The following is a 14,490-nucleotide window of genomic DNA, read 5'->3' as shown; positions in this document are numbered from 1 at the left end:
AAATAAACTGCTTTTATACCATTATTATTGGTAAGATCTTCAAAATCATTACAAATGGTACTCTACATGACATTTATTAAATCTATTTCGACCTTTATCAGTTTAATGCCCCTTTTCTTCTCTTTTTCTTTACACGCTAATTTTGAAGAGCAAGACAAAAGAAAATTTGAAGATACTCGCAAAGAAGCACTAAATCACAATGCACAGGCTCAATATCAGTTGGCCGAAATGTATTTAATGGGAACCGGTGTCGAAAAAAATCTGCTTAATGCACAATTGTGGGCAAATGAGTCCATAAAAAACGACTATGCAGATGCCTACGCATTACTTGCTGATCTCTATTTATTTAGTGCTGATCCTTATTTTAAAAACCATTATGTTGAAGCAAGAAAATTAGCAACAATCGCTGAGAATAAAGGAAGTATAAGAGGAAAAATAAGTCTAGCGACAACGCTGATAGCCCCTTTATCGGGTGAAACAGATTACAAAAAAGCAATTGCATTATTAGAAGAAGCTGCAACAACTCATCAACCAGAACTTGTTTATGCGCCGATTTGGTTAGGTGTTCTTTATAGCGGAGTGGGTAATGTCCCTGTAGATACTGAAAAAGCGAATATGTGGTTTGCAAAAGCAAACGAAATGACGTTTGAAGGATTTGCTCAAGCAATGGCTTCTTTTATGTTCTCTGGTCAATATCATATTATCGAACCAAATAAGCAAAAAGCTGACGAATTAATGAAACAAGCTTGTGAAGAAGCCAAAAAAGTTGGCAATGAGTTCTATTGCCAACAAGCGTTTAATTAACCCAAATTAAATCGAATCAATAACCCTACTTCAGAAAAGAGATGGCAAATCTTGCCATCTCTTTTCTACCCTATCTGTCCTATCTAACGTTCTTTTACAGTGCCATACGGTATTCAATCACACCCGGTTTTTCTGCCACCCAGTTATATAAGCGCTGACCACGTAAATTAGTTTCCTGCGTATGCCAATATAAACGAGCACAATTACGCTGTTTTGCTTGTTGATGAACAAACTCAATAAGTTGCTTACCTATATGGCGACCACGTGTATCTGGTGAAACAAATAAATCTTCTAAATAACAAAAATCACTTTCAGCCCATGTTGAGCGATGAAAAAGATAATGAACAAAACCCAACATCTTTTCACCTTCCATCGCTACGGCACAATAAACTGGCTCTTTTTCATCAAAAAAACGTGACCAAGTTTGTAATGTTATCTCTTCTGATAATTCAACTTTATAAAATGCTTGATAACTTAACCAATGTGGCAACCATTGAGCATAATGCTCTTGTTCAACAAACTGAATTGAAACAGTTATTGGGATTGTGCTCATCTCGTTACTTCCTTCTACTTTCATAAATGCTATAAAAAGGTATCACCTGCCTTTAATCATGGTCATGGTACGTTTAATTTTGGTTCTCAATAAGGTACACTTTTTGTGTTTTTATAGGATCCACTTTATGAAACAGAAAAAAACAGCTTATTTTCCCAACCTTGTTTTAGAAGAAGGACCTATTGGCTCTCAGGTTTATCACGCGATTAGAAAAGCTATTTTAGATGGGCGCTTAACATCAGGTAGTCGTCTACCATCAAGCCGTACCTTAGCTGAAATGATGTCAATTTCTCGTAATTCTGTTATTGCAGGATTTGAACGTTTAATTGATGAAGGTTATTTATTTACTCGACGCGGTGCGGGTACTTTTGTTTCAAGCACAATCCCTGATGCCATTATTTCAGATAAGTGGATCAAAACACCCCACTCAACTTCTTCACCCTCAATTGAAAACCCATTAGAAACGCTAAATCCCAATATGCAAAAAGCACAAGCGTTTTGGCAACAATCACAACCGAATATCAATAGTAATCCGATATTTCATGTTGGTGTTGGGTGTGTAGCTCTCTTTCCACATGAGCTTTGGGGAAGATTATTAGGGCGAGTTTGGCGGCAATCAAAAAAAGCACTCGCAACATTTAATTCGCCAACAGGCTATACACCATTAAAAGAGATGATATGCCAATACATGCAATCAACTCGTGGCCTTTATTGCCAACCTGAACAAATCATTATTGTAAATGGAACACAGCAAGCGATTAATCTTACCGCCAGAGTATTATTAAAAGAAGGTGATACCGTTTGGTTAGATGATCCTGGCTATGACAGCGCACGCGGGATCTTCACGTCTTATGGAATAAAATCACACCCAATCAGCTCAGATATTGATGGAATGGATATTTCTCAAGGAATAGAGCAATGCCCTGAAGCAAAACTTGTTTTTACAACACCTTCGCATCAATTTCCTTTAGGGAATACCCTCTCACTTTCACGCCGTATTGCGTTATTAGAGTGGGCTTCATCCAATAATATGTGGATCTTCGAAGATGACTACAATAGTGAATTTCGCTATCACTCTAAACCTATTCAATCACTACAAGGTTTAGATAAATCCCAGCGCGTTATTTATGCCGGTACATTCTCAAAAATGATGTATCCTGGGTTTCGTTTAGGCTTTTTAGTCGTTCCTTTACCTTTAGTTGATACATTTAAAGCCGCTAAATACTACACTGATTCACATTCTGGCTTTTTAGAGCAAGCAACATTAGCGCTGTTTATTTCTCAAGGGCATTATGCGCGTCATGTTAGGCGAATACGAAAAGCCTGCTATGAACGCTATCAAGTGTTAACTCATGCCATAAAAACACATCTATCTCATGTTTTCTGTGTTGAACCGACAGACTCTGGCATCCATATTGTCTGCTGGCTTCAAGCTGGCTATACAGAAGAATATATTGTGAAGAAATCACGAGAAATTGGATTAGCCATACAGCCTTTATCACGTTACTGCATTCAAACTTATCCGAAACAAGGTGTATTATTAGGATATGCAGCTCATGATCCTATTGAAATTGAAAAGAGTATTATTTTGCTTGCTCAAACATTATCTGAATAAATAATATCTATTCTTAATTCTCACTTACAATATAAACATCGAGCAAGCTTTGCATTTACCCTATTTTATTTTTTGGCGTACAATAATAAACCCAAGCAGGAGGAACATTCCGTATAACTAATTTTTTTTCTAAATGAAAATAACGAGATAACGTTTTTTCATATCGCGTTGTATATTGAAATAATACAAAACAACCTTGCGTTTTTAATAATTCTTTATGTACCCGTTTTAAAACTCTTAAACCTGTTTTTTTAGGAATAGATAAAAAAGGTAACCCTGAAATAATCATATTATAATGACTATTTAATTTCTCTGCTGATGCGGTATAAACCTTTAATCGATCATCGTTAATTTTATCTAATTCTGTCGCAAAACTGGGTTCTATTTCAAAAACATCTAATGATGAATTCATCGACATTCTTTTTAAGATCTGTTGAGTAATAACACCTGTGCCAGCACCTAACTCAGCAATCTGAAGATCCTGTTGCCAATTGAGTTTATCTAACATTTCATAACATAACCAACGAGATGAAGGCGCGATAGTACCCATTGTGGTTGGTGAGATCACAAACCGTTTTAAATATGAGTAGTATGTAGATAATGGAATGAATGTGGATATATCCATCTTCGCCTCCTAGTGCCTTTAATTAAGGTAAAATAAAAATGAGAGTAAATGAAGAACATTCATCATTATTTTTATTTATGAAAATACATCATCTATTGAATAATGGTTTTCAGTATAAAGCTTGGAGTCACCTCTAAGTAAATACGTTTTTCTTATATATTACACTATTTTACATTTTTCTATTTTTACTCTATTTTCTTAAACAAGAATATATTTTTATTTATCCTAAAAAACAAAATAAGATATAGCAGAATATTCTTACACTTTTATGGCTGGTTCATTTTCTTTTTAACAACTTATTGATATTTGTTCGTTCTGTGGTTTCTTTTTGTTAACTCTATGCAGACTATAAGAAACGCTTCTAATTCTTTGGTAAATAATCAATAAATTAACTTGCACCTATCTCTATATTTTGTCAGGTTAGTGTGAGGTCTCTCACTATTCCTACAGATAAAGACAGGGTAATTACAATGAAAAATGTTGGTTTTGTGGGCTGGCGTGGTATGGTCGGCTCCGTTTTAATGCAAAGAATGGTTGAAGAACATGATTTTGATGGGATAAACCCTGTTTTCTTCACCACATCTCAATTAGGTGAAGCAGCACCTGCTTATGGTAATCACCGTAGCACTCTGCAAGATGCTTATGATGTTGATACTCTAGCATCACTTGATATTATTATTAGTTGCCAAGGCGGTGACTATACCAATGAAATCTACCCGAAACTGCGCCAAGCCGGTTGGCAAGGTTACTGGATTGATGCAGCATCCGCATTGCGTATGAATGACGATGCCGTGATTATTCTCGATCCTGTTAATGGGCAGCATATTCAAGACAGCTTAAATAAAGGCATTAAAGCCTTTGTCGGCGGCAACTGCACTGTCAGTTTAATGCTGATGTCATTAGGCGGTCTATTTGCTAACAATTTAGTAGAATGGGCAAGCGTATCGACTTATCAAGCGGCTTCTGGGGCGGGTGCTCGCCATATGAGAGAGTTACTGTCACAGATGGGCTCTTTACATAATCAAGTGGTTAAAGAGCTAGAAAACCCTGCATCTGCAATCTTAGATATTGAACGTAAAGTCACTCACTTTACACGCAGTGGTGCGATGCCTACCGAACAATTTGGTGTTCCTCTTGCGGGTAGCTTGATCCCTTGGATTGATAAACAATTAGAAAACGGTCAAAGCCGTGAAGAGTGGAAAGGACAAGCTGAAACTAACAAGATCCTAAACACCGGTTCAAATATCATTCCTGTTGATGGTCTTTGTGTTCGTATTGGTGCATTACGTTGCCACAGCCAAGCATTCACCTTAAAACTGAAAAAAGACCTACCTGTTGCTGAAATTGAGCAATTACTCGCAAGCCATAATGATTGGGTAAAAGTCATTCCTAATGATCGTGAATTAACTATGCGTGAATTAACACCAGCAGCCGTCACGGGTACATTGAGCACACCAGTAGGTCGTATTCGTAAACTGAATATGGGCCCTGAATTTATTTCAGCCTTTACAGTGGGTGACCAACTATTATGGGGTGCCGCAGAGCCTTTACGCCGTATGCTGAATATTCTGCGTTAATCTCTCGATAAAACATCTGCTATAAATACAAAAAAACCAGCTAATTCAATTAGCTGGTTTTTATTTTACGTGATGACATTACACGTTATTAGATATCAATATTTGCCGCTTTCAGCGCATTCTCTTCGATAAAGGCACGACGAGGCTCAACCGCATCGCCCATTAGCGTAGTGAATAGCTCATCCGTCGCAATCGCATCTTTTACTGTGACTTGCATCATTCGGCGTGTATCTGGATTCATGGTGGTTTCCCATAACTGCTCTGGGTTCATTTCACCAAGACCTTTATAACGCTGTACAGCAAGGCCACGACGTGATTCTTTTGTTAACCACTCAAGTGCTTCTTCAAAGCTTGAAATTGGCTGACGACGCTCTCCACGCTCAATAAACGCACCCTCTTCAATCAGGTTACCAATAATGTCACCTAAATGCGTAATACGTTGATATTCGCTACTGTGGATAAAGTCATAATCTAATTTGTAGTCTGTATCCACACCATAAGTACGAATACGTAATACAGGTTCGAACAGACGATTTTCATCGTTTTGAGCGATAGTGTAGCTATAAGTACTACCTTGATCTTCCGCTTCGTTTAAGCGGTTAACCAAGCCACTCATCCACTCTTCAACTTTCGCTTTATCAGATAACGCATCTTCTGTCAGCGTTGAGTGATACACCAAACTGTTTAACATGCTAAGTGGATAGATACGCTCCATACGACGAATGATCTTGTGCGCAGCATGGTAATCAACAACCAGTTTTTCAAGTTGCTCACCGTGCATTGCGGGTGCGTGTTCGCTCACATAAAGTGCAGCACCATCAAGTGCGATAGACATCAGATACTCGTCCATTGCGTCATCATCTTTGATGTATTGCTCTTGTTTACCTTTCTTCACTTTGTAAAGTGGTGGCTGAGCAATAAAAATATGACCACGTTCGATAATTTCTGGCATTTGGCGATAGAAGAAGGTCAGTAACAGAGTACGAATGTGAGAACCATCGACGTCCGCATCCGTCATGATGATAATGCTGTGATAACGCAGTTTATCTGGGTTATATTCATCACGACCAATACCACAACCTAATGCAGTGATTAACGTTGCAACTTCTTGAGAAGCCAACATTTTATCAAAGCGCGCTTTCTCAACGTTGAGGATCTTACCTTTTAACGGAAGAATCGCCTGTGTTTTACGGTTACGCCCTTGTTTTGCAGAGCCGCCCGCAGAGTCCCCTTCCACTAAATACAGTTCAGAGAAAGCAGGATCACGTTCAGAACAGTCCGCTAATTTACCCGGTAAGCCACCTAAATCTAATGCGCCTTTACGACGTGTCATTTCACGCGCTTTACGCGCAGCTTCACGCGCACGAGCAGCATCAATAATTTTGCCAACAACGATTTTCGCGTCATTTGGATTTTCTAACAGATATTCCACCAGCTTCTCATTCATCAGCGTTTCTACCGCTGTTTTCACTTCTGAAGAAACCAGTTTATCTTTTGTTTGTGATGAGAATTTAGGATCAGGCACTTTAACAGAGATAACCGCTATCAAGCCTTCACGAGCGTCATCACCCGTTGCGCTGATTTTCGATTTCTTATTAAATCCTTCTTTATCCATATAGTTGTTTAGCGTACGTGTCATTGCCGTACGGAAACCAACTAAGTGTGTACCACCATCACGTTGTGGAATATTGTTAGTAAAGCAGTAAACATTCTCTTGGAAACCATCATTCCACAGCATTGCCACTTCAACACCAATACCATCTTTTTCTGTTGAGAAATAGAATACATTTTGGTGAATTGGTGTTTTGTTACGGCTTAAGTATTCAACGAATGCTTTAATACCGCCTTCATAGTGGAAATGATCTTCACGGTTATCGCGTTTATCAATTAAACGGATAGAAACGCCTGAGTTTAAGAATGACAACTCACGAAGACGTTTTGCTAGGATCTCATACTGGAATTCAGTCTCACCTTTAAAGGTTTCAAGACTTGGCCAGAAGCGTACAAATGTCCCTGATTTTTCAGTATCGCCAATCACTTTTAAGCGATCATCAGGCACACCATGACGATAAATTTGCTGATGGATATTTCCATCACGATGGATTGTCAGTTCAAGTTTTTCAGACAACGCATTAACAACAGAAACCCCTACACCATGAAGTCCACCAGAGACTTTATAGGAGTTATCATCGAATTTACCCCCCGCATGCAGAACGGTCATAATAACCTCTGCCGCTGAAACACCCTCTTCTGGGTGAATGCCGGTTGGAATTCCACGACCATCATCTCGAACAGAGACGGAGTTATCTGAATGGATAGTGACAATTATCTCATCACAGAAACCCGCGAGGGCTTCGTCGATTGCGTTGTCGACCACCTCGAAGACCATGTGATGCAGACCGGTTCCATCATCTGTATCCCCGATATACATCCCCGGGCGCTTACGCACCGCATCCAGCCCTTTTAATACTTTGATACTTGAGGAGTCATATGTATTCGACATCAACGTTTCTCGCTTTATTCCTATGGTTTAACCTCTATTTTGCCACGTTCTACGCTAAATAGCCTGCTATTTACATCTAGCATATCTTTCACTTGCCCTTGTGTTATCGCACTGACAAACACTTGAGCTTGCGTAGACTTTAGACGCTCGGCTAACAACTGACGCCGACTTGCATCTAATTCGGAAGCAAAATCATCGAGCAGATACAGGCATCTTTGCCCATTCTTACGAGTGAAATATTCACCTTGTGCCAGCCTTAAAGCACACATCAATAACTTGAGCTGGCCTCGTGACAACATATCTTCTACTGGCGTGCCGTTTGCTCTAATACGTAAATCCGCTTTATGAGCACCAAGTGAGGTATACGCTAACATTTTATCACGTTCAAATTGACGTGTTAGCAACTCACCGTAATCTGTTTCTTTATCCCATCCCCGTTGGAAGCTCACTTTCAACGAAAACTCAGGCAAAAACAGACGACACGTTTCTTCAATATCTTTAGCGATATCTTCGGTATATTGAGCTCGCCATTCACTTATCTGTTCTGTTAATAAGATAAGTTCTTTATCCCAAGGCATCAGTTGTCGATAAGACGTTGCTTGCCTCAGCGCTGCATTACGTTGTTTTAATACACGTTTTAAATCTGACCATGCAGCAAAAAATCGAGGTTCATTATGAAAACAACCCCAATCAATAAAAGCGCGACGATATTTAGGCCCACCATTCAGTAGTGTAAAACCTTCAGGTGTTATTAATTGCATAGGTAACAATTTTGCTAACTCTGCAATTTTATGACCATCGCTACCATCAATACGCACTGTACTATTGCCTTCGCGATCTTTACTTAATCCAATCGCATAGCCACGACTCTCTTCATTTAGCCCACTTAAGCGCCCATGAAGAATAAATTCATTTTCATCATGCTGGATAACGCGATTAGCTTGAGAACTACGAAATGCGCGTCCATGACCTAACGTGTAAATCGCCTCAAGTATACTTGTTTTACCACTCCCGTTAGGCCCAACAAGGAAATTAAAGCCATCCGCTAATGGCAGGTCCGCCTGTTCAATATTTCTAAAATGGCGGATCAATAAACGGGATAAAATCATGTTAGTGACTATTATAAACGCATTGGCATAACAACATAAGCAGCCGCAGAACTTGCCACATTCTCTACTTGAACACTTGAAACCGCATCTGTTAGCAGAAGCTTAACTTCTTCACATTTCAATGTATTAAGGACATCAAGGAGATAACTGACATTAAAGCCAATTTCCATTTCTTCGCCTTGATATTGAACATCAACAATCTCTTCTGCTTCTTCTTGCTCAGGGTTGTTTGCTGTAATTTTCAATTGACCATTGGTGAGGTTTATACGCACACCACGGAATTTTTCATTGGATAAAATTGCAGCACGAGAAAATGCCTGTTTAAGAATATCACAACCCGCAGTCACTGTTTTCGTTGGGTTTTTCGGTAATACACGGCGATAGTCAGGGAAACGACCATCAACTAACTTCGAGGTGAAAATAAAATCACCCACATGCGCACGTATATTGTTACTACCGATTTGTAATTGCAGTGAGCTTTCACCACCGCCATCAAGTAAACGCATCAATTCAATGACACCTTTACGAGGAACAATAACAGAATGCCCCGGTAAAGATTGTCCAATATCCATTGAACATACCGCTAAACGGTGTCCATCTGTTGCCACTGTGCGTAACTCTGTATTTTCAGTTTCAAACAACATACCGTTGAGGTAATAACGCACATCTTGGTGCGCCATTGAAAATTGAGTTGACTCAATCAGACGTTTTAATGTTGCTTGAGGCAAAGTAAATTCGACCTCACTTTGCCAGTCATCTAAATTAGGAAAATCAGATGCAGGTAATGTTGATAAGGAGAAACGGCTACGACCTGAACGCACTAATAGGCGATCACCATCAAGCTCAACACTGATTTCAGCACCTTCTGGTAACCCACGCCAAATATCAAAAAACTTACGCGCAGGAACAGTTGTGGCGCCAATTTCATGAGATTGGCTAAGATTAACTCTTGCCACCATCTCCATTTCAAGGTCAGTCCCCGTTAGCGATAAGGTATTTTCAGTGACCTTAAGCAATAGGTTACCTAATATAGGTAATGTTGGACGACCACCTAAAGGGCCACTTACTTGTTGTAGCGGCTTAAGAAGCTGTTCACGTTCAATGATAAATTTCATAGCGCTAGGATGATAATGTTCTGATTAAGTTAGAAAAATCTTCTTTGATGTCATGACTTTCTTCACGCAATTGCTCTATCTTTCGGCATGCATGAAGTACAGTTGTATGATCACGACCCCCAAAGGCATCCCCGATTTCAGGCAAGCTGTGGTTTGTTAATTCCTTCGCCAGCGCCATTGCCATTTGCCTCGGACGGGCAACCGATCGAGATCTCCGCTTCGACAGTAAATCAGCGACTTTAATTTTATAATATTCAGCAACCGTTTTTTGAATATTATCAATAGTGACTAATTTTTCCTGCAAGGCGAGCAGATCACGTAATGCTTCACGTACAAAGTCGATAGTAATCGCACGACCTGTAAAGTTTGCGTTAGCAATCACTCGGTTTAATGCACCTTCAAGCTCACGGACGTTAGAACGAAGTCTTTTAGCAATAAAAAAGGCCACTTCGTCAGGTAATTGAATTTGGTTTTCATCCGCTTTTTTCATCAAAATCGCCACTCGGGTTTCAAGTTCAGGTGGTTCAATAGCCACCGTTAATCCCCAACCAAAGCGTGATTTTAATCTGTCTTCAACACCATTTATCTCTTTTGGATAACGGTCTGACGTTAAAATAATTTGCTGATTGCCCTCTAACAATGCGTTAAAGGTATGAAAAAATTCTTCTTGTGAACGCTCTTTATTGGCGAAAAATTGAATATCATCAATTAATAGTGCATCCACAGAACGGTAATAGCGCTTAAAGTCTTCTATCGCATTATTTTGTAATGCTTTTACCATATCTTGTACGAAACGTTCAGAATGCATATAAACAACTTTTGCATTCGCTTTACGTTCCATAATGCTGTTACCCACGGCGTGTAACAAGTGCGTTTTACCCAGCCCTGTTCCACCGTATAAAAAGAGTGGGTTATAAGCTCCACCTGGGTTATCAGCAACTTGTCTTGCCGCTGCCCTTGCTAACTGGTTTGATTTACCTTCAACGAAGTTATCAAACTTATGCTTAGGGTTAACATTAGAACGATAATTGAGTTCAGGCAGTTGAGACGCTGGTTGATTATCCCAACTAGGGCGAATAGGCTGACTATGTGTTGGGGCTGTATGCACCGTTGGATGTACAACCGCTTTAGGAATACTTTCCGTTGTACGTGCTGATGCGGGTTTATTACCCACTTCAAAACGTAAAGAAGGGACTTCAGAGCCACAAAAATCCACTAATAATGCGTTGATATTATTAATGTATTTTTCTCTCACCCAATCTAAAACGAAACGATTAGGTGCATACAGCGCCAGCGTATTATCGCTTAGTTCTGCCTGCAAGGGACGTATCCACATACTAAATTCAGTGGCAGGTAACTCATCCTGCAATCGGGCAAGACAATGCTGCCAAAGCGAAAGTGACACGGCGGACTCCCCTAAAAAAACAAGACTAAAAAATAAACAGGAAAAATGCAGTTAAACACTGTGCGCCTAAATACAAAGTGCACAACACCGTTCCTCTTCAATTCTTAATAAGGAACAACTCTTGGTAACAACGATTTTTTTTACATCGTGACTCACGATCGCAGACTGGCTATTCTGATCATGACGGGGGATCATATCGCAAAATGAAACGAAGATCCTCTTTCTTTTGCACAGTTTTTATGGTTTTTATCCACAGGCTTGCTGATTTACGATAATTCACCAAATGAAATATGCAAAGGCGTTCTAGTGTACTTGAGTCGTCCTATAAATAGCAATTGGGGATAACTTTCTCTTTGCATAAATCTCTCTTTCTTATAGTAAGTGATCAAATATCTCTCTTTTGATCCACCAAAGATCCTTGCGCTTTCACCATGAGTCCGTATAATCTTGCACCCTGCGTGCTTGTACCAACAAAGTCACTTATTAAGGCGCTCTTTTAGGTCGCTAATAAGCGTACTCGTTGCGCATAAGTCAGGATTGATTATCGGGTTTGCTAAAAAAGACGACAAAAATCGGTACTTAAAGCGTCATCTTCATTGACGCATTTGAGTGATTTTATTACAATCCCGCATCTTTCCATCATTGATGCTGCGATTGAAGTACTGGTTTGTTTATTTATTGCACGCCTGTCTGTCAACGCATTTGCTGAATCAGTAATTATATTAAGTAGGTAGAAATCGCCATGAAACGCACTTTTCAACCGTCTGTACTGAAGCGCAACCGTAACCACGGCTTCCGCGCTCGTATGGCCACTAAAAATGGTCGTCAGGTTCTGGCTCGCCGTCGTGCGAAAGGCCGCGCTCGTCTGACCGTTTCTTCGAAATAATAAAAGCTAACCATTCCGTGGTTAAGCTCGCTTTTCCAAGGGAGTTACGTTTGTTAACTCCCAAGCATTTCAATTTTGTTTTCCAGCAACCACAACGTGCGAGTTCTCCAGAAGTTACTATTTTGGGTCGCCAGAATGAGCTGGGGCATCCCCGCATCGGTCTAACAATCGCAAAGAAAAACGTTAAACGTGCTCATGAGCGCAATCGTATTAAACGATTAGCCCGTGAATACTTTCGTTTACATCAGCATGAATTACCGCCGATGGATTTTGTGCTATTAGTAAGAAAAGGGGTTGCTGAACTTGATAACCATCAATTGACGGAAATGTTGGGTAAATTATGGCGTCGTCATTGTCGCTTGGCTCAAAAGTCCTGATCTTGCTGATTAGGGGCTATCAACTGGGGATTAGTCCTCTGTTGGGGCCTCGTTGTCGTTTTAATCCTACGTGCTCTCATTACGGAATTGAGGCATTGCGCAGGTTTGGAATGATAAAAGGTAGTTGGTTAACAGTGAAACGCATATTAAAATGCCACCCTTTACACGAAGGTGGTGATGATCCTGTCCCACCTAGAAAAAACGACGATAACAGAGAAAATTAACGATGGATTCGCAACGCAATCTTCTATTCATCGCTTTGCTGTTCGTTTCTTTCCTGATCTGGCAGCAGTGGGAGGGTGATAAAGTTTCACAAAACACCACCACTACCGCTCAGATCTCGCAACAAGCGGACGTGCCAAGCAGTGATAGTCTTGCTGTAACTGGTAACAGCAATGAGCAGGCAAAATTGATTACCGTAAAAACTGACGTACTTGATCTTCGTATCAATACTCAGGGCGGTACTATCGATGAGGCTGATTTGTTAGCCTATCCCGCCGAGCTTAATTCGACTACGCCTTTCCGTTTACTGGAAACTACACCACAATTCCTGTATCAGGCTCAAAGTGGCTTAATCGGCCCAGATGGTCCAGATCAGAAATCTCGCCCAGTTTATAGTGCTGATAAAAACGAATTCGTACTTGGTGAAAACCAAGATGAATTACGCGTACCTATGACTTTCGTAAATGAAGAAGGCGTAAAATTCGTCAAAACCTTCATTCTGAAAAAAGGTCAGTACGATATCGGCATTGATTACAAAATTGAGAATACAACAGATAAAACGTTGACCATGAACTTCTACGGTCAGTTAAAACAATCTGTTAAATTGCCAGAAAGCCGTGATACAGGTAGTAGCAACTTTGCGCTACACACTTATCGTGGTGCGGCATACTCATCAGATGAAACCAACTATAAAAAATATAGTTTTGGTGATATCGAAGATAAAAACTTATCTCTAACCACGAATAATGGTTGGGTTGCAATGTTACAACAGTACTTTGCAACAGCATGGGTTCCTTCTAAAGAGAGTCAGAACAATAGCTTCTACTCTATCACTTTAGAAAATAAATCTATTGCTCTGATTGGTTATAAATCAGCACCGGTGACAATTGCACCAAATAGCAGTGCGGATATCAGCTCAACATTATGGGTTGGTCCTGAAATTCAGTCAGAAATGTCCGCCATTGCGCCACATTTAGACCTGTCTGTAGACTACGGTTGGTTATGGTTTATCTCTCAGCCACTGTTTAAACTGTTGAAATTCCTTCACAGCTTTATCGGTAACTGGGGCTTCTCCATCATCATGATCACCTTTATCGTTCGTGGTATCATGTACCCGCTGACTAAAGCACAGTACACCTCCATGGCGAAAATGCGTTTACTGCAACCAAAACTGGCTGCACTGCGTGAACGTATTGGTGATGACAAACAACGTATGAGCCAAGAAATGATGGCGTTATACAAACAAGAGAAAGTGAATCCTCTGGGTGGTTGTTTACCACTGATTATCCAGATGCCAATCTTCCTTGCGTTGTATTACATGCTGATGGGCTCTGTTGAATTACGTCATGCGCCATTCATGTTATGGATCCAAGACTTGTCTGCACAAGATCCGTACTACATCCTGCCATTATTAATGGGTGTGACGATGTTCGTCATTCAGAAACTGTCTCCTACAGCAGTGACTGATCCGATGCAACAAAAAATCATGACCTTTATGCCGGTTGTGTTTACCGTATTCTTCCTGTGGTTCCCATCAGGTCTGGTTCTGTACTATATCGTCAGTAACTTAGTGACCATTATCCAGCAGCAGTTAATTTACCGCGGTCTGGAAAAACGTGGCTTACACAGTAGAGACAAAAAATAAGGTCACATGAGGAAAAACCTCTTCCTTGGTTACATTCAAAGGAAAGTGACATAA

General features: G+C 40.1%; 13 protein-coding genes. 7 read left to right on the top strand and 6 right to left on the bottom strand.

Going from position 1 to position 14,490, the window contains the following annotated elements; translation table 11 throughout:
- Positions 1-66 precede the first annotated feature (66 nt).
- Positions 67-804 (top strand): tetratricopeptide repeat protein, encoded by a 738-nt coding sequence (locus B6258_RS02225; RefSeq protein ID WP_099073908.1) that lies wholly within the window; start codon positions 67-69, stop codon positions 802-804.
- Positions 805-898: 94 nt separating this feature from the next.
- Here B6258_RS02225 and B6258_RS02220 read toward each other — a convergent pair whose 3' ends face one another.
- Positions 899-1,357: a GNAT family N-acetyltransferase gene (locus B6258_RS02220; RefSeq protein WP_099073907.1), complete on the bottom strand. Its 459-nt coding sequence runs from the start codon at positions 1,355-1,357 to the stop codon at positions 899-901.
- Between the two features lie 127 nt (positions 1,358-1,484).
- On the opposite strand from B6258_RS02220, the gene pdxR reads away from it, so the two are divergent.
- Positions 1,485-2,972 carry a MocR-like pyridoxine biosynthesis transcription factor PdxR gene (gene pdxR / locus B6258_RS02215; protein WP_099073906.1) on the top strand — a complete coding sequence of 496 codons (1,488 nt, stop codon included), beginning with the start codon at positions 1,485-1,487 and terminating at the stop codon, positions 2,970-2,972.
- A 55-nt stretch (positions 2,973-3,027) separates the two neighbouring features.
- Here the strand turns inward: pdxR and B6258_RS02210 are convergent, their stop codons facing one another.
- Positions 3,028-3,597, bottom strand: a complete 570-nt coding sequence (locus tag B6258_RS02210) for a class I SAM-dependent methyltransferase (protein ID WP_099073905.1) — start codon at positions 3,595-3,597, stop codon at positions 3,028-3,030.
- Positions 3,598-4,067: 470 nt separating this feature from the next.
- Here B6258_RS02210 and asd point away from each other — a divergent pair, with 470 nt between their 5' ends.
- Positions 4,068-5,174: an aspartate-semialdehyde dehydrogenase gene (asd, locus tag B6258_RS02205; RefSeq protein ID WP_099073904.1), complete on the top strand. Its 1,107-nt coding sequence runs from the start codon at positions 4,068-4,070 to the stop codon at positions 5,172-5,174.
- A gap of 88 nt (positions 5,175-5,262) precedes the next feature.
- Here asd and gyrB read toward each other — a convergent pair whose 3' ends face one another.
- Genes gyrB through dnaA form a run of 4 tightly spaced genes read right to left on the bottom strand, consistent with a single transcriptional unit; the run spans position 5,263 to position 11,306 of the window.
- Positions 5,263-7,677 (bottom strand): DNA topoisomerase (ATP-hydrolyzing) subunit B, encoded by a 2,415-nt coding sequence (gene gyrB / locus B6258_RS02200; RefSeq protein WP_099073903.1) that lies wholly within the window; start codon positions 7,675-7,677, stop codon positions 5,263-5,265.
- Between the two features lie 20 nt (positions 7,678-7,697).
- Complete coding sequence (gene recF, locus B6258_RS02195) at positions 7,698-8,786, bottom strand: DNA replication/repair protein RecF (RefSeq protein ID WP_099073902.1); 1,089 nt, start codon at positions 8,784-8,786, stop codon at positions 7,698-7,700.
- 11 nt (positions 8,787-8,797) lie between these two features.
- Positions 8,798-9,901 (bottom strand): DNA polymerase III subunit beta, encoded by a 1,104-nt coding sequence (dnaN, locus tag B6258_RS02190; protein ID WP_075673270.1) that lies wholly within the window; start codon positions 9,899-9,901, stop codon positions 8,798-8,800.
- A gap of 4 nt (positions 9,902-9,905) precedes the next feature.
- Entirely contained in the window at positions 9,906-11,306 is a 1,401-nt protein-coding gene (gene dnaA / locus B6258_RS02185; protein WP_099073901.1) for a chromosomal replication initiator protein DnaA, read from the bottom strand.
- 742 nt (positions 11,307-12,048) lie between these two features.
- Here dnaA and rpmH point away from each other — a divergent pair.
- From rpmH to yidC, 4 genes are read left to right on the top strand one after another with little or no spacing between them, the layout of a single operon-like run.
- Positions 12,049-12,192: a 50S ribosomal protein L34 gene (rpmH, locus tag B6258_RS02180; protein ID WP_004246509.1), complete on the top strand. Its 144-nt coding sequence runs from the start codon at positions 12,049-12,051 to the stop codon at positions 12,190-12,192.
- Positions 12,193-12,209: 17 nt separating this feature from the next.
- The gene (rnpA, locus tag B6258_RS02175; RefSeq protein ID WP_099073900.1) at positions 12,210-12,569 is read left to right on the top strand and encodes a ribonuclease P protein component; all 360 of its coding nucleotides are present in this window, start codon (positions 12,210-12,212) and stop codon (positions 12,567-12,569) included.
- Complete coding sequence (gene yidD / locus B6258_RS02170; protein ID WP_072070482.1) at positions 12,533-12,793, top strand: membrane protein insertion efficiency factor YidD; 261 nt, start codon at positions 12,533-12,535, stop codon at positions 12,791-12,793. The genes rnpA and yidD overlap by 37 nt, the downstream gene beginning before the upstream one ends.
- 2 nt (positions 12,794-12,795) lie before the next feature.
- On the top strand, positions 12,796-14,436 hold the full coding sequence (gene yidC, locus B6258_RS02165) for a membrane protein insertase YidC (RefSeq protein WP_099073899.1): 1,641 nt from the start codon (positions 12,796-12,798) through the stop codon (positions 14,434-14,436).
- Positions 14,437-14,490: the final 54 nt, after the last annotated feature.

Origin of the sequence: Proteus alimentorum (genome assembly GCF_002607735.1) — a bacterium.
GTDB lineage: Bacteria > Pseudomonadota > Gammaproteobacteria > Enterobacterales > Enterobacteriaceae > Proteus > Proteus alimentorum.
The sequence above is the reverse complement of the archived record's forward strand: the minus strand, read 5'-3'. Positions and strand labels throughout refer to the sequence as shown.

Coding starts and splice junctions, on each gene's coding strand:
- yidD (WP_072070482.1), top strand. CDS start 12,533: ATGGCGTCGTCATTGTCGCTTGGCTCAAAAGTCCTGATCTTGCTGATT.
- yidC (WP_099073899.1), top strand. CDS start 12,796: ATGGATTCGCAACGCAATCTTCTATTCATCGCTTTGCTGTTCGTTTCT.
- rpmH (WP_004246509.1), top strand. CDS start 12,049: ATGAAACGCACTTTTCAACCGTCTGTACTGAAGCGCAACCGTAACCAC.
- gyrB (WP_099073903.1), bottom strand. CDS start 7,677: ATGTCGAATACATATGACTCCTCAAGTATCAAAGTATTAAAAGGGCTG.
- dnaN (WP_075673270.1), bottom strand. CDS start 9,901: ATGAAATTTATCATTGAACGTGAACAGCTTCTTAAGCCGCTACAACAA.
- B6258_RS02220 (WP_099073907.1), bottom strand. CDS start 1,357: ATGAGCACAATCCCAATAACTGTTTCAATTCAGTTTGTTGAACAAGAG.
- B6258_RS02210 (WP_099073905.1), bottom strand. CDS start 3,597: ATGGATATATCCACATTCATTCCATTATCTACATACTACTCATATTTA.
- pdxR (WP_099073906.1), top strand. CDS start 1,485: ATGAAACAGAAAAAAACAGCTTATTTTCCCAACCTTGTTTTAGAAGAA.
- recF (WP_099073902.1), bottom strand. CDS start 8,786: ATGATTTTATCCCGTTTATTGATCCGCCATTTTAGAAATATTGAACAG.
- asd (WP_099073904.1), top strand. CDS start 4,068: ATGAAAAATGTTGGTTTTGTGGGCTGGCGTGGTATGGTCGGCTCCGTT.
- B6258_RS02225 (WP_099073908.1), top strand. CDS start 67: ATGACATTTATTAAATCTATTTCGACCTTTATCAGTTTAATGCCCCTT.